The organism is Martelella mediterranea DSM 17316 (genome assembly GCF_002043005.1).
Classification (GTDB): Bacteria; Pseudomonadota; Alphaproteobacteria; order Rhizobiales; family Rhizobiaceae; genus Martelella; species Martelella mediterranea.
This window is the reverse complement of sequence record NZ_CP020330.1, coordinates 2,306,169-2,331,488: the sequence shown is the minus strand read 5'-3', so window position 1 is coordinate 2,331,488 and position 25,320 is coordinate 2,306,169. Positions and strand designations below refer to the sequence as shown.

The 25,320-nt window shown below is 63.9% G+C and carries 22 protein-coding genes and 1 tRNA gene; 9 read left to right on the top strand and 14 right to left on the bottom strand.

Annotated elements, in window-relative coordinates; translation table 11 throughout:
* Positions 1-46: 46 nt before the first annotated feature.
* From Mame_RS10905 to Mame_RS10880, 6 genes are all read right to left on the bottom strand, one after another.
* Positions 47-997: a glycine--tRNA ligase subunit alpha gene (locus Mame_RS10905; protein WP_018062627.1), complete on the bottom strand. Its 951-nt coding sequence runs from the start codon at positions 995-997 to the stop codon at positions 47-49.
* A gap of 104 nt (positions 998-1,101) precedes the next feature.
* On the bottom strand, positions 1,102-2,589 hold the full coding sequence (putP, locus tag Mame_RS10900) for a sodium/proline symporter PutP (RefSeq protein WP_018062628.1): 1,488 nt from the start codon (positions 2,587-2,589) through the stop codon (positions 1,102-1,104).
* 383 nt (positions 2,590-2,972) lie between these two features.
* A complete protein-coding gene (locus Mame_RS10895; RefSeq protein ID WP_018062629.1) occupies positions 2,973-3,161 on the bottom strand; it encodes a hypothetical protein in 189 nt (62 codons plus the stop codon).
* An 18-nt stretch (positions 3,162-3,179) separates the two neighbouring features.
* Positions 3,180-4,046, bottom strand: coding sequence for a S49 family peptidase (locus Mame_RS10890; RefSeq protein ID WP_018062630.1), 867 nt, complete (start codon positions 4,044-4,046; stop codon positions 3,180-3,182).
* 87 nt (positions 4,047-4,133) lie between these two features.
* Positions 4,134-4,940 (bottom strand): tRNA1(Val) (adenine(37)-N6)-methyltransferase, encoded by an 807-nt coding sequence (locus Mame_RS10885; RefSeq protein ID WP_018062631.1) that lies wholly within the window; start codon positions 4,938-4,940, stop codon positions 4,134-4,136.
* A complete protein-coding gene (locus Mame_RS10880) occupies positions 4,937-5,167 on the bottom strand; it encodes a putative signal transducing protein (protein WP_018062632.1) in 231 nt (76 codons plus the stop codon). The genes Mame_RS10885 and Mame_RS10880 overlap by 4 nt, the downstream gene beginning before the upstream one ends.
* 102 nt (positions 5,168-5,269) lie before the next feature.
* Between Mame_RS10880 and Mame_RS10875 the strand changes: the two genes are divergently transcribed.
* Genes Mame_RS10875 through moaB form a run of 4 tightly spaced genes read left to right on the top strand, consistent with a single transcriptional unit; the run spans position 5,270 to position 9,559 of the window.
* Entirely contained in the window at positions 5,270-6,286 is a 1,017-nt protein-coding gene (locus Mame_RS10875; RefSeq protein ID WP_018062633.1) for a polyprenyl synthetase family protein, read from the top strand.
* A 53-nt stretch (positions 6,287-6,339) separates the two neighbouring features.
* Positions 6,340-8,127, top strand: coding sequence for a tetratricopeptide repeat protein (locus Mame_RS10870; RefSeq protein WP_018062634.1), 1,788 nt, complete (start codon positions 6,340-6,342; stop codon positions 8,125-8,127).
* A complete protein-coding gene (locus Mame_RS10865; RefSeq protein ID WP_018062635.1) occupies positions 8,124-9,029 on the top strand; it encodes a 4-(cytidine 5'-diphospho)-2-C-methyl-D-erythritol kinase in 906 nt (301 codons plus the stop codon). The genes Mame_RS10870 and Mame_RS10865 overlap by 4 nt, the downstream gene beginning before the upstream one ends.
* Positions 9,026-9,559 (top strand): molybdenum cofactor biosynthesis protein B, encoded by a 534-nt coding sequence (gene moaB / locus Mame_RS10860; RefSeq protein WP_018062636.1) that lies wholly within the window; start codon positions 9,026-9,028, stop codon positions 9,557-9,559. The genes Mame_RS10865 and moaB overlap by 4 nt, the downstream gene beginning before the upstream one ends.
* A gap of 25 nt (positions 9,560-9,584) precedes the next feature.
* Here the strand turns inward: moaB and Mame_RS10855 are convergent, their stop codons facing one another.
* Positions 9,585-10,103: a glycosyltransferase family protein gene (locus Mame_RS10855; protein WP_018062637.1), complete on the bottom strand. Its 519-nt coding sequence runs from the start codon at positions 10,101-10,103 to the stop codon at positions 9,585-9,587.
* Between the two features lie 182 nt (positions 10,104-10,285).
* On the opposite strand from Mame_RS10855, the gene Mame_RS10850 reads away from it, so the two are divergent.
* Together Mame_RS10850 and Mame_RS10845 are read left to right on the top strand one after the other, a co-directional pair.
* Positions 10,286-11,398 carry a PA0069 family radical SAM protein gene (locus Mame_RS10850; RefSeq protein WP_051085054.1) on the top strand — a complete coding sequence of 371 codons (1,113 nt, stop codon included), beginning with the start codon at positions 10,286-10,288 and terminating at the stop codon, positions 11,396-11,398.
* 128 nt (positions 11,399-11,526) lie between these two features.
* Positions 11,527-12,183, top strand: coding sequence for a ribonuclease HII (locus Mame_RS10845; protein ID WP_018062639.1), 657 nt, complete (start codon positions 11,527-11,529; stop codon positions 12,181-12,183).
* 45 nt (positions 12,184-12,228) lie between these two features.
* Here Mame_RS10845 and Mame_RS10840 read toward each other — a convergent pair.
* The 6 genes from Mame_RS10840 to Mame_RS10815 form a co-directional block, all read right to left on the bottom strand.
* A tRNA-Pro gene (locus tag Mame_RS10840) sits at positions 12,229-12,305 on the bottom strand.
* Positions 12,306-12,472: 167 nt separating this feature from the next.
* Positions 12,473-13,288: a 5-deoxy-glucuronate isomerase gene (gene iolB, locus Mame_RS10835; RefSeq protein WP_018062640.1), complete on the bottom strand. Its 816-nt coding sequence runs from the start codon at positions 13,286-13,288 to the stop codon at positions 12,473-12,475.
* Between the two features lie 30 nt (positions 13,289-13,318).
* The gene (gene iolE / locus Mame_RS10830) at positions 13,319-14,221 is read right to left on the bottom strand and encodes a myo-inosose-2 dehydratase (RefSeq protein ID WP_018062641.1); all 903 of its coding nucleotides are present in this window, start codon (positions 14,219-14,221) and stop codon (positions 13,319-13,321) included.
* A gap of 2 nt (positions 14,222-14,223) precedes the next feature.
* Complete coding sequence (iolD, locus tag Mame_RS10825) at positions 14,224-16,047, bottom strand: 3D-(3,5/4)-trihydroxycyclohexane-1,2-dione acylhydrolase (decyclizing) (protein WP_018062642.1); 1,824 nt, start codon at positions 16,045-16,047, stop codon at positions 14,224-14,226.
* Positions 16,044-17,954: a bifunctional 5-dehydro-2-deoxygluconokinase/5-dehydro-2-deoxyphosphogluconate aldolase gene (locus Mame_RS10820; RefSeq protein ID WP_018062643.1), complete on the bottom strand. Its 1,911-nt coding sequence runs from the start codon at positions 17,952-17,954 to the stop codon at positions 16,044-16,046. The genes iolD and Mame_RS10820 overlap by 4 nt, the downstream gene beginning before the upstream one ends.
* A gap of 128 nt (positions 17,955-18,082) precedes the next feature.
* Positions 18,083-18,892, bottom strand: coding sequence for a MurR/RpiR family transcriptional regulator (locus tag Mame_RS10815; protein ID WP_018062644.1), 810 nt, complete (start codon positions 18,890-18,892; stop codon positions 18,083-18,085).
* Between the two features lie 118 nt (positions 18,893-19,010).
* On the opposite strand from Mame_RS10815, the gene iolG reads away from it, so the two are divergent.
* Both iolG and Mame_RS10805 read left to right on the top strand, forming a co-directional pair.
* Positions 19,011-20,003 carry an inositol 2-dehydrogenase gene (iolG, locus tag Mame_RS10810; protein ID WP_018062645.1) on the top strand — a complete coding sequence of 331 codons (993 nt, stop codon included), beginning with the start codon at positions 19,011-19,013 and terminating at the stop codon, positions 20,001-20,003.
* A 189-nt stretch (positions 20,004-20,192) separates the two neighbouring features.
* Positions 20,193-21,200 carry a LacI family DNA-binding transcriptional regulator gene (locus Mame_RS10805; RefSeq protein ID WP_018062646.1) on the top strand — a complete coding sequence of 336 codons (1,008 nt, stop codon included), beginning with the start codon at positions 20,193-20,195 and terminating at the stop codon, positions 21,198-21,200.
* 108 nt (positions 21,201-21,308) lie between these two features.
* Here the strand turns inward: Mame_RS10805 and Mame_RS10800 are convergent, their stop codons facing one another.
* Complete coding sequence (locus tag Mame_RS10800) at positions 21,309-21,785, bottom strand: Lrp/AsnC family transcriptional regulator (RefSeq protein WP_018062647.1); 477 nt, start codon at positions 21,783-21,785, stop codon at positions 21,309-21,311.
* A gap of 105 nt (positions 21,786-21,890) precedes the next feature.
* Here Mame_RS10800 and putA point away from each other — a divergent pair, with 105 nt between their 5' ends.
* Positions 21,891-25,319, top strand: coding sequence for a bifunctional proline dehydrogenase/L-glutamate gamma-semialdehyde dehydrogenase PutA (gene putA / locus Mame_RS10795; protein ID WP_018062648.1), 3,429 nt, complete (start codon positions 21,891-21,893; stop codon positions 25,317-25,319).
* The last annotated feature ends 1 nt before the right edge of the window (position 25,320 follow it).

Below are 25,320 nucleotides of genomic sequence, written 5' to 3'. Positions count from 1 at the left end.
ATTCCTTCCCGCTCCGGTCTCTTAATCGCCGGTCGAATGGCCGGCTTCAGGCGGCCCGGGCTTCAAAGCCCCCGGCATCGGTCAGAAGATAGGCCTCGCCGCAGGCTTTGGCCAGTGTGCGCACGCGCAGGATATAGCTCTGCCGCTCGGTCACGGAAATCACGCCGCGGGCATCGAGCAGGTTGAAGATGTGCGAGGCCTTGATGCACTGGTCATAGGCCGGGAACACGCATTTATGCAGCATGCCAGATTCGCCGGGGTTGCCCGCTGCCAGCAGCGCCTTGCACTCGGCTTCCGCATCGAGAAAGTGCCGGTGCAGCATCTCGGTATTGGCATATTCGAAATTATGGCGCGAATATTCCTGCTCGGTCTGCAGGAAGACGTCGCCATAGGTGACCTTCTCGTCGCCCTCGCGGCCGTTGAAATTGAGGTCGTAGACGCTGTCGACGCCCTGCACATACATGGCGATGCGCTCAAGCCCGTAGGTCAGTTCGCCGGCGACCGGCGCGCATTCGATGCCGCAGACCTGCTGAAAATAGGTGAACTGCGAGACTTCCATGCCATCGCACCAACATTCCCAGCCAAGCCCCCAGGAGCCTGTCGTCGGGTTTTCCCAGTCGTCCTCGACAAAGCGCACGTCATGCAGCAGCGGATCGAGACCGATCGCCTTCAGCGAGCCGAGATAGAGTTCCTGCAGGTCCGGCGGCGACGGCTTCAGGAGTACCTGATACTGATAGTAATGCTGCAGGCGGTTCGGGTTCTCGCCATAACGGCCATCGGCCGGGCGGCGCGAAGGCTGCACATAGGCGACGTTCCAGCGCTTCGGCCCGAGCGCGCGCAGCGTTGTCGAGGGATGCAGCGTACCGGCGCCCACTTCCATGTCGTAGGGCTGCAGGATGGCGCAACCCTTGTCGGCCCAATAGGCCTGCAATGTCAGGATCAGCCCCTGAAAGGAGCGGGTCGGGTGCATGTGGGGCGGTATCGTCGCTTCGGACATGGCAGAAGGCTTCCGTCATTCTTGGATGAGCGGTGAGTGCCACTAAAGCAGAGAAGGGTCAAGGGTCGGGTGGCCGCGCTTAAGCACGGCCACCCGGTTGATGCCTATTCCGCCGCGAGTGGACGGAACTCATCCTTGGTCGGCGTTGCCAGGCTGACCAGCCAGATCGCAAGCCAGGCGACGATGAAGCCCGGAATGATTTCATAGATGCCGGGACCGCCCATGAAGCTCTGGTCGAGACCAAGGGAAATCCAGAGGATGACGGTCGCAGCACCTGCCACAAGGCCAGCCACCGCGCCCGCGCCCGACATGCCGCGCCACGTCAGCGACAGGATGATCAGCGGGCCGAAGGCCGCGCCGAAACCGGCCCAGGCGTGGGAGACGAGACCAAGCACCTCAGAATCGGGATTGTGAGCGATGAGGGCAGCAACGATCGCCACCACCAACACGAACAACCGGCCGATATTGACGATTTCCCGTTCGCTGGCGTTGCGGCGCAGGAACAGCCGATAGAAATCCTCCGTCAGCGACGACGAGGCCACCAGAAGCTGGCTCGAAATCGTGCTCATCACCGCCGCCAGCAGCGCGGCCAGCAGAAAGCCGGTGATCAGCGGAATGAAGAGCTGATTGGCGAGAATGATGAAGATCGTTTCGGGATCGGGGACGTTGATATCGTTGCCGACGGTATAGGAACGCCCGAAAATGCCGACGCCGACCGCGCCCGCGAGCGAGATGATCATCCATGCCATGCCGATATTGCGCGCGGCCGGAACATCCTTGACCGAGCGTACGGCCATGAAGCGTACGATGATGTGCGGCTGGCCGAAATAACCGAGCCCCCAGGCGACAGCCGACAGGAAGCCGATCACGGTCAGTCCGTGGAACATCGACAGGAAATTCGGATCGACGCTCATCATCCGCGCCTCGGAGACGCCGAAGCCGCCAGCCTTGATGAGCACGACGATCGGCATGATCACCAGCGCCAGCATCATGATGCAGCCCTGGATGAAATCGGTGAGACTGACCGCGAGAAAGCCGCCGACCATGGTGTAGATCAGCACGATGCCGAGGGTGAGATAGATGCCGGTCTGATAGGCGCTCATGCCGCCGATATGGATCAGATCGGGAAAGGCGGTGTCGAACAGCTTGCCGCCCGCCACCAGCCCCGAGGCGGTGTAGACCGAGAAGAAGATCACGATCACGATCGCCGAAATGCTTCTCAGCGAAAGCGCCTTGCTCGGAAAGCGCTTGGACAGGAATTCCGGGATGGTGAGGCTGTTGTCATAGCGCTCGGTCTGTTCGCGCAGTCGCGGCGCGACGATGACCCAGTTGAAGAACGCGCCGACGACGAGGCCGATGCCGATCCAGCTCTGGGTAAGACCGGAGACGAACAACGCGCCCGGAAGCCCCATCAGCAGCCATCCGCTCATGTCGGAGGCGCCCGCGGAAAGGGCCGCAACGCCCGGCGAGAGCTGTCGGCCGCCGAGCAAATATTCTTCGGAATTCGATGTGGATTTCCGCCAGGCGTAAATGCCGATGCCGATCATCAGCAGAAAATACGCCGTCAGGCTGATCGTGATACCAAGACTCATGGCCCTCTCCTTCGCTTGGTTTCCCCTAAAGGAAATCGCGAAAGCCGATGGCCGCCGCGTCTTTCCTGTGGCGAGGAGCAGGCCTTGAAACGGCGCACAGCCCTACTCCGGCTGAACGGCGTCGCGTCTTCGGCGCGAATCCCCGGTTACCGTTCAGATGGAAACTGTAGCACCGGGAAGAAAGCCGGAGCAAGCGGGTTGCGAAACGTCAACTTTTCAACGGAGCAAACGGAGGGGAGAAAGCGCGAGGGTGGAACGGCTCCCTAGCACATGAAGTGCGGGCACGTGATCATCCGAGGACGTCACAAAGGAGCTCGTTCCGATCGCCATTGAACGCTCAGACACGCAAAAGATCAAGCCTGATTTCGTCGGCTGACGAGAGGTTAATCGGCGTTCTTGACCCGATATTCGCCGGTCACCGGGTCCTGCACCAGCGTGCCGGTGGCACCGCTCTTCTGTTCGGCGCGTTTCTGCTCGCCGCGGGCAGAAAGCGCCTCGGCGTCGCTGATGAACTTGCGGTAGAGCATGTAGCCGCCACCGGCGATGGCTGCCAGAAACATCAGTCGTCCCATTTCACGCTCCTCCGTCGTCTACAGACCGTAACGCGCCCATAATGCCCGCTCTTCGGCGGTTTCGGCAAGCCCCGATGCAAAGCCTGCGGCAATTTCCGCACCGTTGAACCCGCCGGCAACGACACCCGGCAGCTTGCGCCCGAGGAAATTGGTCGGGCCGGTCACGAGTTTCAGTTCCACCTTGTCGCCATAGCGGCCTTTCAGCGTGGCGCGCATATCACCGATACCATCGACCAGACCGCGCTCGACGCCGCCATTGCCGCTCCAGAACAGGCCGGAAAACAGATCCGGATCGTCGGCAAGCTTCGCGCCGCGCCTGTCCTTGACCATCTGGATAAAGACCTGATGAATTTCGTTCTGCAAGTCCTTCAGGAACTCGACGTCCTTTTCCTTCTCGGGCTGGAAGGGATCGAGCATCACCTTGTTCTCGCCGGAGGTGTAGACCCGGCGCTCGACGCCGATCTTGCCGATCATCTCGGTGAAGCCGAAACCACCGGATACGACGCCGATCGAGCCGACGATCGATGTCGGGTCGACGAAAATTTCATCGCCCGCAAGCGCGATCATGTAACCGCCGGATGCCGCGACATCCTCCACGAAGATCAGCACCTTCTTCTGTTTTTCCTCGGCAAGCGCCCGGATGCGCTGATAGATCAGCCGCGACTGCACCGGCGAACCACCGGGCGAATTGAGCGAGATCGCGACGCAGGGCGCCTGTTTGATCGAAAACGCCTTTTCAAGCGCCGGCGCCGCCGAGGCGAGGTTCAGATTGCGCCGCCCGGGCGAGCCGCTGGCCATGATCGTGCCGGCAAGCCGGACGACTGGGATGATCGTCTTGTCCTTGCGGAACCTCTTGGGAACAAGACCGGCGACCAGGTTTTTCATGGCGTCCTCTGCGCGTTTCAACTCGATTGCCCGCATGTATGCGCGATCCCGCCGAAGACAAGGCCGGACAGACGAATAACGCCTTGATCAGCCCGTTTTGCCGGTTTGACGGCGCGGATAGCATGACCGGCCATTGTTGAGATCATCAACCTCGGGCAGGAAGGCGTGGCCGTCACTGCCATGCATGATGATAGGCGGGCGCAGCGAGAGCCGCGCGCGCGAGCCCTTGATGGCGCTTGCCAGGACGCGGAAGGCATCCTCGCCGGCGCGGGCATGCACCGGCGTGATCTCGATCCCGCCGAAACGCATGCCGAAAGCGGCGATGATGTCGGCGAGCGATTGCGGGCGGGCGATCAGGGAGAGCTGGCCGCCGGGCTTCAGGATCGCGCCGGCGGTGCGGATCCATGCCTCGAACAGTCCCTCCTCCATCGCATGGGCGACCTGTTTCAGCCGGTCCGGCGTCTTTCGGTCACCGGCCGCGTTGAAGGGCGGATTCATGATGACGTGGTCGAAGGCGTCGTCCGCAAGGCCCGCGGCATTGCGTCGCGCACCGGTAAGCGTGACATCGGCCTCGAAGACTTTCATGCGGGCGTTGAACGCGGCGTTTTCCGCAAGCGCCATCGAGCGGCGGGCGAAATCCGCCATCTCCGGCGAAAGCTCGAACAGCGAGACCTCTGCCTCGGGAATGCGGGCGGCAACGGCAAATCCGGCAGCCCCTGCCCCGGCCCCGAGATCGGCGATGCGCAGCCCCTTCTCGCCCCTTGCGGCCTTCGATTCGACCATCGCGGCGAGCAGCATCGCATCCATGCCGGCGCGGTGCCCCCTTCCCTTCGGTTGCACGAGATGGAACCGCCCGCGATGGAACGCGTCGACGGTGGAAGCCTCGGCCGTCATTCCGGCTCCAGTTCCTTGCCGAGCCCGGCATCGATCAACAAGGCGCGGGCCTCCGCCTTCGCGCTTTCTTCCACCATCAGCCGGCGCGGCAGAAGGCCGAGCGAACCCTCCATCACGCTCATCGAGCGATCCGCCACGAAATAGTGGATTCCGGCTTCTTTCATGAGGCTTTCGACAAGGCCCAGCACCACGGCGTCATTGGTCCTCAACAGATTGACAAGGGCCATTCTTCACTCCCGAAATTCGCGTGAAAGGAGCACATTGCCCCTTGTCGCTGCTTATGCCGCTCCCTATTGTCGGCATGAATGCATGAAAAGGAGCGAGCTCACTTGGGTTCCGTCGCACCACTGGTTAAAGAGAACAAAACATCCGGCTCGGTCAAGCCCATCGTGGACCTGACCCGTTCCGACATGGAGCGCGTCAACGCGCTGATCCTGTCGAAGGCGGGCTCTGATGTCGAAATGATTCCGGAAGTCGCCAATCACCTGATTTCATCCGGCGGCAAACGGCTGCGGCCGATGCTGACGCTCGCGACCGCCGCTCTGTTCGGCTATCGCGGCGAGCATCATATCCGGCTCGCGACCAGCGTCGAATTCATGCACACCGCAACGCTGCTGCACGACGATGTCGTGGACGAGAGCGATCTGAGGCGCGGCAAATCCAGCGCCCGGATGATCTGGGGCAACCAGGCAAGCGTTCTGGTCGGCGATTTTCTGCTCGGCCAGGCCTTCCGGATGATGGTGGAAACCGGCTCCATGGAGGCCCTCTCGGTGCTCTCCGATGCCGCCGCCGTGATCGCCGAGGGCGAAGTGCTGCAGCTTTCCGTTTCCAAGAAGATGGAAACCACCGAGGATGATTATATCGCCGTCATCCGCGGCAAGACGGCCGAGCTGTTCGCCGCCGCCGCCGAAGTCGGGCCGATCATCGCCGGCGCAACCGCTGCCGACCGCAAGGCCTTGCGGGATTACGGCATGGCGCTCGGCATTGCCTTCCAGCTCGTCGATGATGTGCTCGATTATGGCGGCGACAGCGCCGATCTCGGCAAGAATGTCGGCGACGATTTCCGCGAAGGCAAGGTGACGCTGCCGATCATTCTCGCCTATCAGCGCGGCAACGACGACGAAAAGGCGTTCTGGCGCAATGCCATCGAAGGCGGCGAGAACGACGATGCCGCCCTCGAAAAAGCCCGATTCCTCCTCGAAAAACACGCAGCGCTCGCCGATTCCGTTGATCGTGCCCTATCTTATGGCGAAGCGGCGCGCGCGGCACTGTCCGGTCTGCCGCGTTCCGACGGCCGTCACGCCCTTGAGGAAGTGATCGACTTCTGCATCGCGCGGATCAACTGATCGGCGGGTGCCGCCCGGACTGCCAATGCCGGACCGTCAATGAAAGGGAGCGGATGACCAGCCTGAAGAAACGTCGCCTGAGAACCATGCTTTTTGCCGCAGCGCTGGCCTTGCCGATGACGGCGGGCGCCAAGGACGCGACGGTGAACGACCCGGCCTATGATGCCCAGGGCGCGTTGAGCTTTGCCGGCGCGCTGCTGGCCGGCCAGACCGCTGCCATGGACAATGACCTGGAACGGGCGATCGCCTATTTCCGGCGGGCGCTGCAGCACGAACCTTATGACAGCGGCACCAACAATCAGCTGTTCGTCACCCTGATCTTCAACGGCGACCTGAAGGCCGCCGAGGCGCAGGCGGACAGGACATCCGACGAACCGCAACTCGTGCCCGTGCGCGAGCTGGCGCTCGGGCTCGCGGCCCTGCAGGACGGACGCTACGCGGAAGCGATTCCCCGTTTCAAAGCCTATGGCGGCGCGCCGCTCAACGACCTGGTTTCCGGCCTGCTTCAAGCCTGGGCGCTTTATGGCGAGGGCAAGACCGACGAAGCGCTGAAGACGGTCGACGCGCTCTCCGGCCCGCCCTGGTACGATCTCTTCACCAATTACAATGCCGGCGCGATTGCGGCCGCTTCCGGCGATACCGCCAAGGCGCGCAGCTATTTCAACGATGCCTTGCTCGACCGCCAGGGCTCGGCGACCTCGCCCGACACGATGCTGAAGACCGTCATCGCGCTTTCGGCGATCGAGGCCAAGGCCGGCAATACCCGCAAGGCGCTCGATACGGTCTCGACCGCGGAGACCTACGGCCTCAATCCGGCCGTGCTCAATCCGGTGCGTGAACGCATCGAGGCCGGCGAACCGATCCAGTCGCTGCCGGAAACCGCTGCGGAGGGCGCCAGCGGCGCCCTGTTCGAAGTGGCGGCGGCGCTCAATCAGGGCGGCAGCGATGATATTGTTACGCTCTATCTGGCGCTTGCCGAGGCGCTGACGCCGGAAGATACCGATGTGCTTTATCTTCGCGGCGTGGTTGCCGCCGCCAATGACGAGCCGGAGCGCGCGCTCGGCTATTTCTCGCGCATTCCCGAGGATGCCCCGCAATATCGTCTCGCCGAACTGCAGCAGGGACTTGCGCTTGCCGGGCTCGATCGCTTTGACGAGGCGCGCGACCACCTGACCGCGCTGATCGAAGAGGCGCCGGATGACCGCCGCGCCTATCTGGCGCTGTCGGGCGTCTATTCGGAGCAAAAGGATTTCCAGGCGATGGCCGATCTGCTGGACCAGGCGGTGGCGCGCATCGGTCCGGTCGCCTCGCCCGAGGACTGGGGCATTTTCTACCGCCGGGGCATTGCCTATGAGCGGCTGAAGGAGTGGGACAAGGCCGAACCCGATTTCAAACGGGCGCTCGAACTTTATCCCAACCAGCCGCAGGTGCTGAACTATCTCGGCTATTCCTGGATAGATCAGGGCATCAATCTGGAGGAGGGTCTCGACCTGATCCAGCAGGCCGTCGATCAGCGCCCCGATGATGGCTATATCATCGACTCGCTCGGCTGGGCCTATTTCCGGCTCGGGCGCTATGACGACGCGGTGCGCGAGCTTGAGCGCGCGGTGGTGCTCGACACCGGCGATCCGACGATCAACGATCACCTTGGCGATGCCTATTGGCAGGTGGGTCGCAAGCTCGAGGCGATCTACCAGTGGAAGAAGGCGCTTTCCGACGACCCGCCGGAGGACCTGGTGCCGGAGCTAAACGACAAGATCGCCAACGGGCTGACGCTTGAAGACGACAAGACGCCGCTTGCCAAGGCTGAGGGAGACGGAGACGCCGTCAAGACGCCGTGACCACGGCTGACGGCGCGGCTTTGACGGTCGACGCCCGCGCCAAGATCAACCTTGCGCTTCATGTCACCGGCAGGCGCGGCGATGGCTATCATCTGCTCGACACGCTGGTGACGTTCGCCACATTCGGCGACCGGCTGACATTCGCGGAAGCCGATGCCGACCGGTTCACGCTTTCCGGCCGGTTTGCCGACGCCGTGCCGCGCGGGGATGAACCGGACCGCGGCAATCTGGTGCTGAAGGCCCGCAACCTGCTGCGGGAGTATGCCGAGGCGGAAGGGTTTTCGGCGACGCCTGTGCATATCCACCTGGAAAAGCAATTGCCGCCCGCATCCGGCATCGGCGGCGGCTCGGCCGATGCCGCCGCGACCTTGCGCGGCCTTGCAAGGCTCTGGCGCCTGCCCGGAGAAATACCCGCGCCGCTCGCACTTTCGCTCGGCGCCGACGTGCCGATGTGCCTTGCCGGAAAGCCGCTGTTTGCGCGCGGGATCGGCGATGCGATAACGCCGGCAATCGGGTTTCCGAGGCTCTTCCTCGTGCTTGTAAACCCCTTGCACCAGGTCGCGACGCCCGAGGTTTTCGGGGCGCTGGAACATCGCGATAATTCGCCAATTCTGGACGGCGATATGCCGCAACGGGCCGAGGACTGGCTTGCCCTCATCAAGAGCGCGCGCAACGATCTGCAATTTCCCGCAAGCCGCATCGCGCCGGTGATCTTTGCCGTTACCGATGCGCTGGCGGCGACCGGGGCCGAACTCGTGCGCATGTCGGGATCGGGAGCAACCTGTTTCGGGCTCTACCCCGATCTTGCGAGCGCCGAGATTGCGGCGCGCAACCTTGCGGCCGCCTATCCCGACTGGTTCGTCGTTGCCACGACCACAATTTCTTCAGGAGATGCCGCATGAGCGACCGCCCCTTCATTCCCGTCCGCTTTGCCGTGCTCACCGTTTCCGACAGCCGGACGCTTGCCGACGACCGCTCCGGCGATACGCTGGCCGCGCGGATCGAAACCGCGGGTCATGTTCTGGCCGATCGCCGCATCGTCGGCGACGACCGAACGGCGATTGCCGAAACGGTGAAAGCCTGGTGCGGCGATGACGCGATCGATGTGGTGGTGACCACAGGCGGAACCGGCTTTACCGGCCGCGATGTGACGCCGGAAGCGATCGAGCCGCTGTTCGACAAGCGGATGGACGGCTTTTCGGCGATCTTCCACCGGATTTCATTCGAGAAGATCGGCACCTCGACGGTCCAGTCGCGCGCGACCGCGGGGCTCGTCGGAAAAACCTTCGTCTTCGTGCTGCCGGGCTCGCCCGGCGCCTGCAAGGATGGCTGGGACGGGATCATCGCCCAGCAGTTCGACTATCGCCACATGCCCTGCAATTTCGTGGAAATCATGCCCCGGCTGGACGAACACCTGAAGCGGAACGCGTAAACGCCGGCATCGCGCCTGATTCGGGTCAGGTCCGGATCATCGCCCAGGCCGGGATGATCTCGCAGGAAAGCCGCCGCGTCATCTGCCTTCGGGCGAGCAGGAACGGCGAATCACCACCGGCACTGGCCTTTTCCAGGGCCATGGATTTGGGCAGAAGCACGCCCACTTCCAGCGGGCAGCGTTTCGAAAAAAGCCGTTGCCGGAGCGAGCGCCGGTGCCTTTTCGAACGCGAGAACCGCGCGGGACTGTTTTCCAGCGCGATATGCTCCGACACCGTTTCCACCCAGCCGGAAAGCGGCCGCGCGCCAGGCTCCAGAACGAGCACCCAATCGCCGCGCGACTGGCGGATGACGTCGGGCAGGTCCCAGCTCCGCATGAACCGGCAGCCGGCGGCATCGGCCACGCGCTCGACGCCCTCGCCGGCGCCGTGTTCGAGAACGATGACATCGCTGACAAGCCCCTCGACGGCGCCAGCGACCAGAGCCGAGAGCGTGTGCGCAAGCTCGGCCTCCTGATTTCTGCTTTCGATCAGAACGCTTAACATGCCGCTATCTAGGCAATTTGCACGGCTCTTGCCAAGGGCGAACGCCCATGTGAACGAAAGCCGCGTCGTATGTTCTTGCTTTGTTCTAAAAGTTAACCTATATTTCCTGTCAGGTGTTGCCAAAGGGCATGAAGACCCTCCGGTAAAACAGACGGGAGATGATCATGGAAGACGCATTCGATATGGACATCGCCGGCTTCACGCCGCCCCCGACCCGTCATTTCGACCCGGTCGATCATGGACGCCGGCGCGGCCGCGCGGCGACCGCCAACCCGTCCGGCCGGTTCGAGCCGATAAGCCGGGAGGGCTTTGACGACGGCTGGCATCTGGAGGAGGATCTGCCGGCCTTTGCCACCGAGGTGCAGGTCGAGAAGGTGAAGTCGATCATCACCCGCAACACCTCGCCGGACGTGCCGTTCGAACGCTCGATCAATCCCTATCGCGGCTGCGAGCATGGCTGCATCTACTGCTTCGCGCGGCCCACCCACGGCTTCATGGGGCTGTCGGCCGGACTTGATTTCGAAACCCGGCTGTTTGCCAAGCCAGATGCGCCCCGCCAGCTTGCCCGTGAGCTTTCCAAACCCGGCTACCATGCCAAGACCATCGCGATCGGCACCAATACCGATCCCTATCAGCCGGTGGAGAAGGAATGGCGGATCATGCGCCAGGTGCTGGAAGTGCTTGCCGATGCAAACCATCCGGTTTCCATCACCACCAAATCCGCGCTGATCCTGCGCGATATCGATATCCTGTCGCAGATGGCGGAAAAGCATCTGGTCAAGGTTTCGATGTCGGTGACCACGCTCGACCGCAAGCTTGCCCGGAGCATGGAGCCACGCGCCGCCACCCCGCCGCGCCGGCTGGAGACGATCCGCGCGCTTGCCGGGGCAGGCATACCCGTCGGCATCTCCGTTGCGCCGATCATTCCGGTGCTGACCGATCACGAATTGGAACGGATCCTCGACAGCGGCGCTGCGGCCGGCGCGACCGAGGCGAGCTATATCCTGCTGCGTCTGCCGCTCGAGGTCGCGCCGCTGTTCAAGGACTGGCTGCTGGAGAACCATCCGGACCGCTACCGCCATGTGATGAGCCTGATCCGATCGATGCGCGGCGGCAAGGATTATGACGCAGAATTCGGCAAGCGGATGAAGGGCAGCGGCCCCTATGCCTGGCAGATCGCCCGCCGCTTCGAAATGGCCGTCAAGCGGCTGAAGCTCACCCGCCGCAGCACGGCGCTGAGGGAAGACCTGTTCACCCCGCCCGATGGCGGCGGCGCGCAGCTCAACCTGTTCTGATCCCTTTCCGGCCGGGAAAGCCCTTGGACCCGGCCGAAGAGGTCCCCTTCACTGCCGCACATGAGCAGTTCTCAGAATTGCTCCGAAGGGGACTTGCGGGAGATCGGAAGGCGGTGTGAAATGACTTCATGTCATCCGCGCTTCCTTCCGATTCTCCTGCCCTTTTCGATCTGCCGCCGGCAGTGCCTGATTTTTCGCTGGAAAGTGCTGCGCGTTTGCGCGGGTTCTGGCCCGTCGCCGGCTGCGATGAGGCCGGCCGTGGCCCGCTTGCCGGCCCGGTGGTGGCGGCCGCCGTCATCCTCGACCCGGATAATATTCCCGAAGGCCTGAACGACTCTAAGAAGCTCACGGCCAAGGCCCGCGAGGCGCTGTTCGAGGCGATCTTCGATACGGCGCTGGTTTCGGTCGCCTCAAGCAGTCCCGGCCGGATCGACCGGATCAACATCCTGCGGGCCTCCCTCGATGCGATGCGCCGCGCGGTGCTGGGCCTGGCGCTGCCGCCGGCGATGGTGCTTGCCGATGGTCGCGATCAGCCGCCCGGAATCCCGTGCCGCGCCGAAGCCGTGATCAAGGGCGACGCCCGTTCGCTATCGATCGCCGCCGCCTCGATCATCGCCAAGGTCACCCGCGACCGGATGATGGCACAGGCCGCGACCATCTATCCCGCCTACGGGTTTGACGGCCATGTCGGCTATGGCACCGCGGTCCATCGCGCGGCGATCATCGACACCGGGCCCTGCCCGCTTCACCGCATGAGCTTCCGCCCTCTGCGCGAAGTCGAATAACAGCCTCAAGGCGCAAATTTTCAGGAATTTTTCGGGAAATTGCGATGGTCGGAGTGGCAAGATTCGAACTTGCGACCCCCTCGTCCCGAACGAGGTGCGCTACCAGGCTGCGCTACACTCCGTGACCAGCGGCTGCTCTATAAAACAGCCTGCCTGCTTCGGCAAGCGCCCCGCGATATTTTTTTGACGCGAGGCGTAAGGTTATGAACCGCCCGGAGCCTCTGAGCTGAAGGCAGCCTGGAAAACCGTCGCCAGACCGCCTGTCCCGCCCTCCCCGGAAGACCCGATTTTACTCGGATTTGGCGTCGCGCTGGTAGATCCAGTCGTGATCCGGATGGTTTTCGAATCGCCACTTGCGTAGCGGCCCGGCCATGACGTTGAGATAGTAGAGTTCATAGCCATAGGGCGCGCCGCACGGATGATGCCCCTTCGGCACCAGCACCACATCGCCATCGGCCACCGCCATGGTCTCGTCCAGCGAACCGTCCTCAGTGAACACCCGCTGGAAGGCGAAGCCCTGGGCCGGGTTCAGGCGGTGGTAATAGCTTTCCTCCAGATAGGTCATGTCGGGGAAGCGATCCTCGTCATGGCGGTGTGGGGGATAGGAGGACCAGTTGCCGGCAGGCGTGAACACCTCCGTCACCAGTAGGCTGTCGGCGACATCGCGCTCTTCCATGGCGATCGGATAGATGTAGCGGGTATTGGCGCCCTTGCCGCGCTCGGTCAGCGCGATGCCTTCCGGGCCGATCACCTGCGCCTTGCGACCGGGCTTTGCCGGCGCGGTGCAGACCGCGAGCGTGCAATCGGTCGTGGCGGTGGCCGACCATTCGCTGCCAGCGGGAATATAGACGCAATGCGGCGGCAGGCGCTCGAACACGCTCATGCGCTCGCCAAGCGCGCCGAAGGAGACATCGCCCGACGCAATCTCGGCCTTGCCCTCGACAAGCACGAGAATCACTTCGGTGTCGCCGGTGTCTTCGTGCGCGCTTTCGCCGGGTTTCAGGCGATAGAGCCCGAAGCCGACATAGCCCCAGTTCGCGGTTTCCGGCGTGATGTCGTGCACCTTGCCCGAAGCGGCCGTCGGTTTTCTGAGAAGATTGCTCATCGCTTGCTTTCCCTTTTTCTGTCGTCCGCCTCAGGCGGCGGTGTCGAGACCCGCTTCCGTCGCCATCGCCTTTAGGCTTTTCAGCCCGAGCGACTGATATTCGAACGGATTGCGCACATCCGGGTCCTGCTCGGCCTCGATCACCAGCCAGCCCTGATAGCCGGCATCGGCAGCAATCTTCAGCACGGGCGCGAAATCGACGCCGCCTTCGGCATCGCCCGGCACGGTGAACACGCCGCGGCGCACGCCTTCGAGGAAGGAGAGATTTTCGTCGCGCACCCGCCGGGCAATGGCAGACCGCACGTTCTTGGCGTGGATATGGCCGACGCGGGCCATATGTTTTGCGGCCAGCCGTTCCGGATTGCCGCCGCCGAACAGGCAATGGCCGGTGTCGAGCAGCAGCCTTGCCGCCGGCCCGGTGTTTGCCATCAGCCGGTCGATCTCATCCTCGGTCTCGACGATCGTGCCCATATGGTGATGGTAGACCAGCGCGATGCCCTGATCGGCGGCATATTGCGCCAGGGCCTCAACGCCCGCGCCGAAATCTGCCCACTTGTCATCGGCAAGCTTAGGCCGGTCGTTGACCGGCTTGCCATCATCGCCGTGGATCGCGTTGGAGGTCTCGCAGACGATGATGACCTTCGCGCCCATCGCCTTCAAGAGATCGAGCGCGGGCTGCATCGCCTTCTTCTCGTCCTCGACCGAATGCGTGAGCAGGTTGAGCGAATGCCAGCCGGAGACATATTTCAGCCCACGCGGTTCCAGCACCGCCTTCAGGCCCTCGGGGTCCTGCGGGAACTTGTGCCCCTTCTCGATACCGTCGAAACCGATCTTCGCGGTCTCGTCCAGGCATTGCTCGAGGCTGATATGGGCGCCGAGGCTGCGGTCATCGTCATTGGTCCAGGCAATCGGATTTGTGCCGTAGAGGATCATGCTCAGCTTCTCTTCTTGAGCGCGGCCTCATAGCCGGCGCGCGCTTCGTTGACTTCGTTCCGTTCGGAGACTTCCGGCACCGCGACATCCCACCAGTGGCCGCCGGCATCCGGCGTCGGATAGGGATCGGTGTCGATCACAATCACGGTCACCGCGCTCGCCTCCCGCGCCGCGGCCAGCGCATCGTCAAGTTCCGCGATCGAGGCGACCTTGGTGGCGTTCGCGCCCATAGCCGCCGCGTGGGCGGCGAAATCGATGGCGATCGGGTTTTCGTGATTGGAATGGGCGTAGAGGTTGTTGAACTCGGCCCCGCCGGTCGCCATCTGCAGCCGGTTGATGCAGCCATAGCCGCGATTGTCGGTGATCACGACGGTGATCTTGACGCCCATGGCGACGGCGCTCGCAAGCTCGGAATTCGCCATCATGTAGGAGCCGTCGCCGACCATGACGATCACGTCGCGCTCCGGCTCCGCCATCTTGATGCCAAGCCCGCCCGCGATCTCGTAGCCCATGGTCGAGAAGCCGTATTCCATATGGTAGGAGAGCGGCAGCTTCGCCTTCCAGAGCTGGTGCAGCTCGCCCGGCATGGTGCCGGCGGCGCACATCACCACGGTGTTGTCGCGCGCGGCGCGCTGGACCGCGCCGATCACCTGCATGTCGGTCGGCAGCGCATTGGTGTCTTCGGGCTTCGCGGTATAGGCGTCGGCCTTCGCAAACCATTCGACCTTCAACGTCGCATCGGGCTCGGCAAAGCGTTTGTCGCCCAGCGCCGCGCTCAGCTTTTCGAGCCCCACGCGGGCATCGGCCACAAGCGGGATCGCATCGTGCTTGGCGCTGTCGAAGGGCTGCACGTTGAGCGCCAGTATCCGGCGCTCGGGATGGCTGAACAGCGACCACGAGCCGGTGGTGAAATCCTGAAACCGCGTGCCGACGCCGATCACCAGATCGGCCTTTTCGGCAACCGCGTTGGCGCTTGCCGTGCCGGTAACGCCAACCGCGCCGAAATTCAGCTCATGATCCCAGGCAAGCGCGGATTTGCCGGCCTGCGTCTCGACCACGGGAACGCAATGCCGCTCGGCGAATGCCGTGAGCGTCTCCGTCGCGCCGGAAAAATGCACCCCGCCGCCGGCGACGATCACCGGGTTCTTCGCGGCCTCGATCGCCGCGACGGCGGCTTCGAACTCGGCCGCGTCCGGCTCCGGCCGGCGCTGGCGCCAGACCTTCTTCTGAAACAGCGTCTCGGGAAAATCAAAGGCCTCCGCCTGTACGTCCTGGCATAGCGACAGCGTCACCGGGCCGCATTCGGCGGGATCGGTCAGTACCCGCATGGCGCGCGGCAATGCGGTGATCAGCTGTTCGGGGCGCATGATGCGGTCGAAATAGCGGCTCACCGGACGGAAGCAGTCATTGACGGTCATGGTGCCGTCGCCGAAATCCTCAAGCTGCTGGAGCACCGGATCGGGCCCGCGATTGGCGAAGACGTCGCTCGGCAGCAGCAGCACCGGCAGCCGGTTGACATGGGCAAGGGCGGCGGCCGTGACCATGTTGAGCGCGCCCGGGCCGATGGAGGAGGTAACCGCCATCGCGCGGGTGCGCCGCAACTGCTTGGCATAGGCGATCGCGGCATGGGCCATGGTCTGCTCGTTCTGGCCGCGATAGGTCGGCAGCGTGTCGCGCATGCCGTAAAGCGCCTCGCCCAGACCCGCGACATTGCCATGGCCGAAGATCGCCCAAACGCCGGCGATGAAGGGCTCGCCGTCCTCGTTATACTGGTTTGCGAGATAGCGCACCGTTGCCTGCGCCGCCGTGAGCCGGATGGTTTTCATGCTGCATTCTCCTTGCGCGCGCGGTCCCAGACTGCGGCGAGACTGCGGTATTTTTCCGCCATTTCGGCAATGGCGGTATCATCGTCGATACGGCCGGCGAGCCATTTGCGCGCGGTGTCTCCGAATATCGTGCGGCCGACGGCGAAGCCCTTGACCAGATCGAATTTCGCCGCCGTCGCGAAGCTTGCCTCCAGTTCGGCTGCCGGCGCATCGAGCCCCAGCACGACGATGCCGCGCACATAGGGATCGTGGCGAGCGATCGCCGCGCATGCCTTTTCCCAGGCCTCTGCCGATTTCATCGGCTCCAGCTTCCACCAGTCGGGATAGACGCCGATCTCATAGAAGCGGTCGATAATCGCCGCTGTGGTGTCGTCGTGGATGGCAGCAACCTTGGACGGAATCACCTCCAGCAGGAATTCGAGCCCGTTGCGGCGCGCGGCGGAAAACAGACGCGATACGGTCGCCTCCTGCCCGGCCCGCATGGCGGCGTCATCATCCGGATGATAGAAGCAGAGCACCTTGACGACATTATCGACCGGCCATTCGCCGAGCCCGCCGAAATCCGGGCCGATCTCGGCCTCGGTCTCAAGCGGGCGCGAGCCGGGCAGCTCCACCGGGCGACCGATCCAGAGCCCCGTTCCGGTGGCGGCATAGAGCGCAACACGCCCGAGCCGGCCATCGCAGAGAATGCCGTAGCCCGGCCTGCCATCGGCGACCCGGAGCGCGGCCTTCAGGCAGAGTTCCTTGAACGGGCCGAGCCTGTCATGCGCAACGCCCGCCTCGTCCGCCATCTCCTCAAGCTGGATACGGTGGTCGAAGGCGAAGACGCGCATTTCCGGCCAGTCGCCCGTGCGGTTGGTGGACCAGTGCACCTGCTCCAGCGCCCTGTCCTTGCGCAGCGCCTTGTCGCGAATGCCGGTGCGGAAGAAATACTGCAGCTCCTCCCAGCTTGGGTAGGCCGGCGTGCAGCCATGACGCGACACCGCGAAAGCCCCGCAGGCATTGGCGTATTTCAGGCTGGTCGGCCAGTCCTCGTCGCTCAGCCAGCCCTTCAGCAGGCCGGACATGAAGCCGTCGCCGGCGCCGAGCACGTTGAACACCTCGATCGGGAATCCCTCGCCTGTCTGGCCGTCATCGAGGCTCGCGGGGATGTCGCCATCAAACACCACAGCGCCCATCGGGCCGCGCTTGCAGACCAGCGTCGCCTTCGAGACCCTTCGCACGGCCTTCAGCGCCGCGAGCGTATCGGTGCTGCCGCCGGCGATGTGGAACTCCTCTTCCGTGCCGACGATCAGATCGAACAGGCCAAGGGTCGATTGCAGCTTGGCGGTGACGGCATCCGATTCGATGTAGCGGCTTTCGCCCGCGCCGTGGCCGGCAAGGCCCCAGAGATTGGGACGGTAGTCGATGTCGAGCGCGGTCCGCGCGCCGTTCCCGCGCGCCAGCCTGAGCGCCTTCAGCACGGCGGCCTCGGTGCGGGGATGGGAAAGATGCGTGCCGGTGGCGCAGACGCAGCGCGCCTCGGCAATATAAGCGGGGTCGATATCCTCTTCCGACAGCGCCATGTCTGCGCAGTTCTCGCGGTAGAAGATCAGCGGAAACTGTTCCTGGTCGCGAATGCCGAGCAGGACCAGCGCCGTCAGCCGCTCCGGATCCGTCTTGACGCCGCGCACATCGACGCCCTCGCGCACGAGCTGCTCGCGGATGAACCGCCCCATATGCTCGTCGCCGACGCGCGTCAGCAGTCCGGACTTGAGGCCGAGACGCGCTGTGCCCGCGGCGATATTCGTGGGCGAACCGCCGATATACTTGTTGAAGGAGGCCATGTCCTCCAGCCGCCCGCCAACCTGCGCGCCGTAAAGATCGACCGACGACCGGCCGATGGTGATCAGGTCAAGTGACGACAATGATGCCTCCCTGCCGGAATCGTTCCCGGCCTCTGCGCCGCGTGGGGTCACGACGTCCGTCCAAATTTCATTTTAGACTATAAATTCTATTTTTTCTCATTTCAATAAAATTATTCGGATTTCAGGCCTCACGAACCATTGCGCGCGGCGCCGACGGCGACCGTCAGGGCAATCGCCAGACCGAGCGTGGCGGAGAGCGAACGGAAGGCCCCGAAATCCACCTCGGTGACCGAAAGCGTGGCGGCGGAAAACGGCCGCAACGGGCTGACGACCGTATCGGTGATGCCGACCACGGAAATGTCGTTTTCGGCCGCCTGCTCGGCAAAGGCCACCGTCTCGGCGGTATAGGGCGCGAAGCTGATGGCGATCACCACATCGCCCGGGCGCACGGCCTGGTAATTGGCAAGTCCGCCGACCGCGCCGTGCAGCATGGCCGGCACATTCATCCGCTCGAAGGCATAGGCGATATAGGTCGCCACCGAAAACGCCCGCCTGAGGCCGATGATGTGGATCATTTTCGCTTCGGAAAGCAGTCCCACCGATTTCTCCAGTTCGGCCGGCTCCACCGTCTTCAGCAGACCTTCCAGCGAGGTCCGGCCCGCATCGGTGAATTCGGCAAGCAGCGCCACCGGGCTTCCCGCCGCCGTCTCGCGCAGATGCTTGAGCCGGGTGCGGTAATCCGGCCAGCCGCCGACATAGGAATCGCGAAACAGTTTCTGCATTTCCGAGAAGCCGGAAAAGCCGATGATCTGGCAGAACCGCATGAAGGCCGAGGGCTGAACGCCCGCGCCCTCAGCCATTTCCGCCACGGTCGAAACCGCGATCCTGTCCTGGTTGGCGGCCACGAAATCCGCGCATTGGCGCAGCCTTTTGGGCATTGTGCCGGCAAGCTCCGCCAGTCGTTCCTCGAATTCCCTGATCGTGGCCGGCGCCGTCATGGATTCCCCTCAACAATGATATTGACATAAACCATGCCGCAAACTAGCAAAATGGAATATATATTCCAACAAGATTTACGCCGCCGGCATGCCCGGCAGCGCTCACCGGGAGGATAACATGGTCACGACGATAGCGCTGCTGGGCGCAGGCCGCATTGGCAAGGTACATGCGAAGGCGATCGCCGAGGACAAGCGCGCCCGGCTGGTGGCCGTCGCCGACGCGATGGCGCCGGCTGCCGCCGCAATCGCCGAGGCGACCGGTGCTGCGGTGATGACCATCGACGCGATCGAGGCCGATGGCAGCATTGACGCGGTGATCATCTGCACCCCGACCAACACCCATGCCGACCTGATCGAGCGCTTCGCCCGCGCCGGCAAGGCCGTCTTTTGCGAAAAGCCGGTGGATCTCGATGTCGCCCGCGCCCGCGCCTGCGCCGACGTGGTGAGAGAGGTGGGCGGGCGCGTCATGCTCGGCTTCAACCGCCGCTTCGATCCGCATTTCCTGGCGGTGCGCGCGGCGATTGACGATGGCCGGATCGGCGATGTCGAGATGGTGACGATCGTGAGCCGCGACCCCGGCCCGCCGCCGGCGGAATACATCAAGGTCTCCGGCGGCATTTTCCGCGACATGACCATCCATGATTTCGACATGGCCCGCTTCCTGCTTGGCGAGGAGATCGCCACCGTTTCCGGCACGGCGTCCGTACTGGTGAATCCGGAAATCGGCGAACTCGGCGATTACGACAGCGCCAGCCTGGTGCTCGCCACCGCAAGCGGACGCCAATGCGTGATCTCGAATTCGCGCCGCGCGGCCTATGGCTACGACCAGCGCATCGAGGTGCTGGGTTCGCTCGGCTCGGTGTCGGCCGAAAACCAGCGCCCGGTGTCGATCGAGATCGCCAACAAGGATGGCTACACCCGTCCGCCGCTGCATGATTTCTTCATGACCCGCTACACCGCCGCCTATGCCGCGGAAATCTCCGCCTTCATCGACAGCATCGAAAACGACACCGCCCCCTCGCCCTCGATCGAGGACGGATTGATGGCGCTCGCGCTTGCGGATGCGGCCGTGCGGGCGGTGAAGGAGAAGAAGACGATCGCGGTGGGCTGAGCGCCGGGCGCTCCGCACTGCCGCCATCGAATAGGAGCAACGCAGGGAACAGTGCATGCGTCGCTGCAAAGGTGTGCACCATGCGCTTTGGCCGCTCTCGAAAGTCAATGCTCGGTCGCAAAAACTTCATAAAGGCTTTGTTGCACAACAGTGCATTCCAAAGCAGAATGAGGTTGTCGAGGGGGAACGATGGCCGAGAAAGAATTTGTCAGCGCGCAGGAAGTCGCTCGCCGCGCCGGTGTTTCCCGCTCAGCCGTCTCGCGCACCTTCACGCCGGGCGCCAGCGTCTCGGCGGAAACGCGCCGCAAGGTGATGGCGGCGGCCGAGGAGCTCGGCTACCACGTCAACCATCTCGCCCGCGGGCTGATGCGCAATGAAAGCGGGATCGTCTGCCTGATCGCCTCCGAAGTCGCGACCCCCTATCGCTCTGCGCTCGTCAGCGCCATTACCCAGAAGCTGCAGGATCACAGCAAGATCGCCATGCTGGTCAACACCGACCGTTCCGACGGCAGCGCCGACAAGGCGTTGCGCCAGGCGATCAGCTACCGGGCGGATGCCTCCATCATTCTCTCGGGCCTGCCGGACAAGTCGATCGTCCAGCTCTGTCTGCGCAACGGCCAGCGGCTGGTGCTGATCAACCGCGATGACGATCAGGAAGGCCCGCTCAGGATCAATTTCGACAATGACGAGGCCGCGCGGCGGATCCTGACCGCCTTCCTGCGCGCCGGCTGCCGACGCCTCGCCTTCGCCAATTCGGCCTCGATGACGCCGAGCCTGTTGGCGCGCGAACGCGGTTTCCTCGCCGCGGGACAGGCCGAGGGCATCGAGGTGATCGTCGAGCGCTACGGCCAGACGGCCTATGCTTCAGGCCGCACGCTCGCCCAGCGCCTGCTGACCCGAAAGGACCGGCCAGACGGGGTGTTCTGCGCCACCGACCTGCTCGCCTGCGGCTTCATGGATGCCGCGCGCAACCAGTTTTCGCTGTCGATCCCCGATCAGCTTTGCGTCGCGGGCTTCGACAATATCGAACAGGCCGGCTGGGAATCCTACGATCTCACGACCTTCGACCAGCCGGTGGACCAGATCGCCCAACAGGCGGTCGAGTGGCTCTCCGCCCCGCTTTCCGCACCCGCTGCAAGCCCGACCGTGACGCTGCATGCCGAGCTCGTATGGCGCTCTTCGATCCGCGGCGGATAAAGCGTCGGGCGGAAAAGTGGTCACCGGTTTTCCGCTAACCCGACGCGCCAAAAGAACGACTCTGGAGCATCGGGCGATGCCGACCAATCGCCCGATGCTCCAGCGCCATCAGCCGTCCTCTGAAATGCCGTTTTCCTTGATCGACTGCATCGCCATATAGGTCGAGGTCGAGGCCACATGCGGGAGCGTCGAAATCCGCTCGGCGAGCACCCGTCGGTAGGATCGCATCGAGGCGGTGCGGATTTTCAGCAGGTAATCGAAGCGTCCCGCGATCATGTGCACCTGCTCGACCTCGACGAGCCCGACCACCGCCTTGTTGAATTCCGACAGCGCCTTCTCGCGCGTATCCGACAGCTTCACCTCGACAAAGGCGACATAGTCGAGGCCCAGTTGAATGGGATCGAGGATGGCGCGATAGCCCCTGATGATGCCAGCCTCCTCCAGATGACGCACCCGCGCCTGGGTCGGCGATTTCGACAGGCCGATGCGTTTGGCGAGATCGGTGATCGAGATGCGGCCGTTCTCGGCCAGCGTGCTCATGATTGCGCGGTCGAATCGGTCGAGATCGGCACTGCTCTCATTCACTGGAAAACCCCTCAAATTCAGACGAAACGATAATATTTTTCATATCAATCAGGCAAAACGCCTGCCGTCTACCGATTATAATAGGGTAGTCCAGAGGGAATTGTCATGACAGAAAACAATGAGGCAGACCTGCGCAACGCTATCGACGCGGGCACCTATGCCGACGAGGCGCAACTGATCGAGCGGCTCCGCGATGAGGCGAAGCTGAGCGCCGAGGATCGCGCCCGCATCTCGGAAGACGCGGCCGATCTGGTGCGCGCCATCCGCAATCATGCCAAGCCCGGCATGATGGAGGTGTTTCTCGCCGAATACGGCCTTTCCACCGATGAGGGCATCGCGCTGATGTGTCTCGCCGAGGCGCTGCTGAGGGTGCCCGATGCCGAAACCATCGACGCGCTGATCGAGGACAAGATCGCGCCGTCGGATTGGGGCCGGCATATGGGCCATTCCACCTCGCCGCTGGTCAATGCCTCGACCTGGGCGCTGATGCTGACGGGCCGGGTTCTCAAGGAAGAAAACAAGGGCGTGGTGAGCACACTGCGCGGCGCGGTGAAGCGCCTCGGCGAACCGGTGATCCGCACCGCCGTCGGCCGCGCGATGAAGGAAATGGGCTCGCAATTCGTGCTCGGCGAGACAATTGCCTCTGCGCTGAAGCGCGCCGCGAACATGGAAGAAAAGGGCTACACCTACAGCTACGACATGCTCGGCGAGGCCGCCCGCACCGAAGGCGATGCCAAACGCTATCACCTCGCCTATTCCCGTGCGATCGGCGCGATCTCCGAAGCCGCGACCGCAGACGATATCCGCAACAATCCCGGCATCTCGGTCAAGCTCTCCGCGCTCCACCCGCGTTACGAAGAAGCCCAGCACGACACGGTGATGGATCATGTCGTGCCGCGTCTGCGCACGCTCGCCCAGCTTGCCCGTTCCGCCGGCATCGGGCTCAATATCGATGCCGAGGAGGCCAACCGCCTCAGCCTGTCGATGGACGTGATCGAGGCGGTTCTGTCCGAGCCGTCGCTTGCCGGCTGGGACGGGTTCGGCGTGGTGGTGCAGGCCTACGGCAAGCGCGCCGGGCCGACCATCGACTGGCTCTACGCGCTTGCGACCCGGCTCGACCGCAAGATCATGGTGCGGCTCGTCAAGGGCGCCTATTGGGACACCGAGATCAAGCTTGCCCAGGTCGAGGGCATCGACAGTTTCCCGGTGTTCACCGCCAAGCCCGCCACAGACATTTCCTATATCGCCAATGCCCGCAAGCTGCTGGGCATGACCGACCGGATCTACCCGCAATTCGCCACCCACAACGCCCATAGCTGCGCGGCAATCCTGGATATGGCCGGCGACAACCAGGCCTGGGAGTTCCAGCGCCTCCACGGCATGGGCGAGGCGCTGCATTCGATCCTGAAGGAACGCCACAACACCCATTGCCGGATCTACGCGCCCGTTGGCGCGCACCGCGATCTTCTGGCCTATCTGGTCCGCCGCCTGCTTGAAAACGGCGCCAACTCTTCCTTCGTCAACCAGATCGTCGACGAGGATGTGCCGCCGGAAACCGTTGCCGCCGATCCGTTCGACAAGGTGAAGCCGACCAAGCTGCGGACCGGCTCCACCCTGTTTGCGCCGGAACGGCAGAATTCCGCCGGTTTCGATCTCGCCCATCGCCCGACGCTGGCGATGATCGATGAGGCGCGCGATCGGTTCGAGAGCCATCGCTGGCAGGCGGGACCGATCATTGCCGGTGAAGCCCCCGCCGGCGAGACGGCCGAGATGAACAATCCGGCCCGCCAGCATGATATCGTCGGCAGCGTAACCTGGGCTTCGGCTGAAACCGTCAATGCCGCCTGCGCGGCTGCACGCCCATGGGAGGCCGACGCCAGCGAGCGCCGCAAGGTGCTGGAAAAGGCCGCCGATCTCTACGAGGAAAACTTCGGCGAAATCTTCGCGCTTCTCGCCCGCGAAGCCGGCAAGACGCTTACGGACGCGGTTGCCGAACTGCGCGAGGCGGTGGATTTCCTGCGCTACTACGCCGGACAGGCCGAGGGCGCGCCGCCGATCGGCGTCTTTGCATGCATCAGCCCGTGGAACTTTCCGCTGGCGATCTTCACCGGCCAGATCGCCGCAGCCCTTGCAACCGGCAACGCCGTGCTTGCCAAGCCCGCCGAACAGACGCCGCTGATCGCTTTCCGCGCCTGCCAGCTTCTGCATGAGGCTGGCGTGCCCGAAACCGCGCTTCAGCTTCTACCCGGCGCCGGCGATGTCGGCAAGGCGCTGACCTCAAATCCGGCGGTCGGCGGCGTCGCCTTCACCGGCTCCACCGAAACAGCGCAGATCATCCACCGCGCCATGGCCGAAAACCTCGCGCCCGGCGCGCCGTTCATCGCGGAGACCGGCGGCCTCAACGCGATGATCGTAGACAGCACGGCGCTGCCGGAACAGGCGGTCGCGGCCATCGTCCAGTCGGCGTTCCAGTCGGCCGGCCAGCGCTGCTCGGCATTGCGCTGCCTCTACGTCCAGAAGGACATTGCCGACCATTTCCTGCGCATGCTGACGGGCGCGATGGATGCGCTCAGGATCGGGCGGCCATGGCATATTTCCACCGATGTCGGCCCGGTCATCGATGCCGAGGCCAAGGCGGGCATTGCCGAATATCTCGCCGTCGCCGAGGACGAGGGACGCATCCTCAAGACGACCACGACGCCCGACACCGGCCATTTCATCGCCCCGACCCTGATCAGGATTGGCGGCATCGCGGATATGGAGCGCGAAATCTTCGGCCCGGTCCTGCATGTGGTAACCTTCGAGGCGGACGAGATCGACGCGGTGATCGATGCCATCAACGCCTCCGGCTACGGCCTGACCTTCGGCCTCCAGACCCGGATCGACGACCGCGTGCAGCACGTTTCCGACCGCATCCAGGCCGGTAACATCTACATCAACCGCAACCAGATCGGCGCGATCGTCGGCAGCCAGCCCTTCGGCGGCGAAGGCCTGTCCGGCACCGGCCCGAAGGCAGGCGGCCCGCGCTATCTCGACCGTTTCCGCAAACACGCGGCCGAGACCGCTAGCGAGGCCTGGGATACGGAAATGTCGCCGGCAGCGCTCAGGGACGAAATTGCGCGCGCGGCCGTCGAGTCGGGCCGCGTGTTCCGCGACACGCTTCCCGGGCCAACGGGCGAATCGAACGTGCTCACCGCGCTGCCCCGCGCGCCGCTGCTTTGCCTCGGCCCAGGCAAGGAGGCCGCCCGACAGCAGGCGATGATGGTCGGCGCGCAGGGCGGTCGTCCGGCCGTCGCAACCGGCTCGATCGCGCCGGAAAGCCTTGCCGATCTGGAAGGCATTTCAGCCGTTCTCTGGTGGGGCGACGAGGAGACCGCGCGGGCGCTCCGCAAGGCACTCGCCAGCCGCAAGGGCCCGATCCTGCCGCTGGTGACGGGCGCGCCGGATGCCGGCCACGCGTTGAAGGAACGCCATGTCTGCGTCGACACCACCGCGGCCGGCGGCAACGCCAAGCTGCTTGGCGGCGTGAGCTGAG